Raw genomic sequence first — 2,456 nt, 5'->3', positions numbered from 1 at the left:
TGAAAAAAGCAGAAAAAGAAATGAGAGACGCTTTAGAGAAAAGATAATTTGGATACGTGGAGGGGGCAGCCTTTTGGCTGGTTCCCTCTACCTTCCAAAGGCTGTCTCAATTTCTCAAGATCATGTACTGGGCAGCATTTTTATTAAATTACAGGGGAGGTACCATGAAAACGATTAAAAATACGAAATCTGATTTCAAATTCACAAAGATAAAAAGACCGAAATCGGATATCAAATTAGCAATGGCGTTACTTTTTCCAAGCATTTTTTTAGTGCTGTTGCTCGTTGCATACCCGATGTTATCCAATATTCAGATCAGCTTTTTTGACCAGCCCGTTAATCCGAGGTTAAGTGCCACGTTTGTCGGGTTAAAAAATTATACAGACATACTTATGGATGCAGAGTTCTTTAAATCCTTAGGAGTCACACTTTTGTATATGATTCTTGCCGTTTCGGGAAGTACAGCACTGGGATTGGGAGTTGCTATCTTTTTTAATCGACCGTTTAAATTTCGCAAGATAGCCCGTTCATTAATTATTTTGTCTTATGTAACACCCTCCATTTCTTTAGTTTTTGCATGGAAATACATGTTTAACAATGGATACGGTGTCGTGAACTATTTGGGCGGGGACGTATTACATTTGTTTGATAAGGCGCCTCTATGGTTTGACAATCCGGTCTCAAGCTTTGTCCTGGTTGTTCTTTTTGCCATTTGGAGGTACTTCCCTTATGCCTTCATTTCATTCCTGGCGATCTTGCAAACCATTGATTCCTCATTATATGAAGCAGCTGAAATTGATGGAGCTTCAGCATGGGATAAATTTAAAATTGTTACGGTTCCAGCGATTATGCCGGTATTGTTAACGGTCGTTACATTACGTTCGATCTGGCTGTTCTATATGTTTACGGATGTTTATCTGCTGACGAATAAAGTGAATATCCTTGGTATTTACTTGTATGAAACAGCATTTGCATTTAACGATCTTGGAAAAGCGGCATCAATTTCTGTCATTCTGTTTATTATTCTTTCTATTGTGATTATCTTAGCAAGAAAGCGGGTGAAATTCTAATGGCGATGGCGAGCAGCAAAAAGTCAAGAGCAACAAAAAAAGTGGCGTTTTACACTGGGCTGATATGCCTGTTGACCGTGTCCCTTTTTCCCTTTTTTATCATGCTGATGACCTCCTTTAAAAGTCCGAAGGAAGCGGTTGCGACGAATCCGACGTTACTTCCGCAACACTGGACATTTAAACATTACGTGGACATGTTCAATCCTGATATTTTCCCGTATCTCTCCTATTTTAAAAACAGTTTAACCGTTGCCCTCACGGCAGCTAGTTTGGCCGTTGTCATTGGGATCTTTGGGGCATATGCCCTGTCGAAATTAAAATTTATGGGCAGAACCACAATCAATGCAAGTTTTTACACGGTTTATATGTTTTCGGGCATTTTGCTTGTCGTGCCCTTATTCAAAATCATCTCCGGTCTTGGTTTATACGATACTAAAACGGCGATCATCATAACGATGATTGTACAAACGTTGCCAACCGCCATCTTCATGTTGAAAAGTTACTTTGATACGATACCGGATGACCTTGAAGAAGCGGCTATGATCGATGGACTAAACAGGGTGCAGATCATTTTCTATATTGTAATTCCATTATCCATTTCCGGAATTATATCAGTTTTCGTCTACTCGTTTATGGTGGCTTGGAACGATTACTTGTTTGCCTCCATTTTCTTATCCGATTCAGCAAACTTCACGCTGCCCATCGGCTTGAATGCCTTGTTCAGTACACCAGATTACGTTTGGGGCCGAATGATGGCGGCATCACTCGTAACCGCATTGCCAGTCGTGATCATGTATGCCGTATCCGAGCACTTTATTAAAGGGAACATGACCGAAGGCGGAGTTAAAGGGTAAATCCCCCAAAAAATCGAGAGGAAGTAATCACATCATGAAAAAGCTAGTTGCAGTAAAACCAAGAGAAGCCGCATTTGTAGACTATGAAGACCGTTCAATCCAACCGAATGAGGCCAAAATTGAAGTGGAATTTGCCTCACCTAAACACGGTACAGAAGTGGTAGACTTCCGTGGGTTGACTCCTTTTATAAACGAAGATTTTTCTGAAGAATGGCGCATGTTCATGCCCCGAGAAGAGGGGGAAAAGCCTGGTATCGTTTTTGGTGAATTTCAATTGGGAAATATGGTTGTCGGCAAAATAGTAGAAATCGGCAGTGATGTAATAGAGTACCGAGTCGGAGAAATGGTTTGTACGTATGGACCCATCATGGAAACCGTCATCGTCAATGCGGTGGATAACCACCGATTACGCAAAATGCCCGAGGGTGCCAAATGGCAAAATGCGGTTTGTTATGATCCGGCCCAATTTGCCATGAGCGGTGTTCGTGATGCCAACGTACGTGCAGGCGATTATGTGGTTGTTGTCGGATTG

General features: G+C 41.5%; 3 protein-coding genes. All 3 read left to right on the top strand.

Translation table 11 applies throughout. The annotated features are described in order from the left end of the window. Positions 1–164 precede the first annotated feature (164 nt). Positions 165–1,070, top strand: coding sequence for a carbohydrate ABC transporter permease (locus ABHN01_RS24765; RefSeq protein WP_429877754.1), 906 nt, complete (start codon positions 165–167; stop codon positions 1,068–1,070). Positions 1,071–1,075: 5 nt separating this feature from the next. Beyond that, on the top strand, positions 1,076–1,924 hold the full coding sequence (locus ABHN01_RS24760) for a carbohydrate ABC transporter permease (protein WP_425589580.1): 849 nt from the start codon (positions 1,076–1,078) through the stop codon (positions 1,922–1,924). A 34-nt stretch (positions 1,925–1,958) separates the two neighbouring features. After that, positions 1,959–2,456 (top strand): alcohol dehydrogenase (locus tag ABHN01_RS24755; RefSeq protein WP_429877753.1); only part of this gene is annotated, 498 nt, incomplete at its 3' end.

Origin of the sequence: Fictibacillus sp. NRS-1165, from assembly GCF_050468105.1 — a bacterium.
Taxonomy (GTDB): domain Bacteria; phylum Bacillota; class Bacilli; order Bacillales; family Fictibacillaceae; genus Fictibacillus_C; species Fictibacillus_C terrinigri.
The sequence above is the reverse complement of the archived record's forward strand: the minus strand, read 5'-3'. Positions and strand labels throughout refer to the sequence as shown.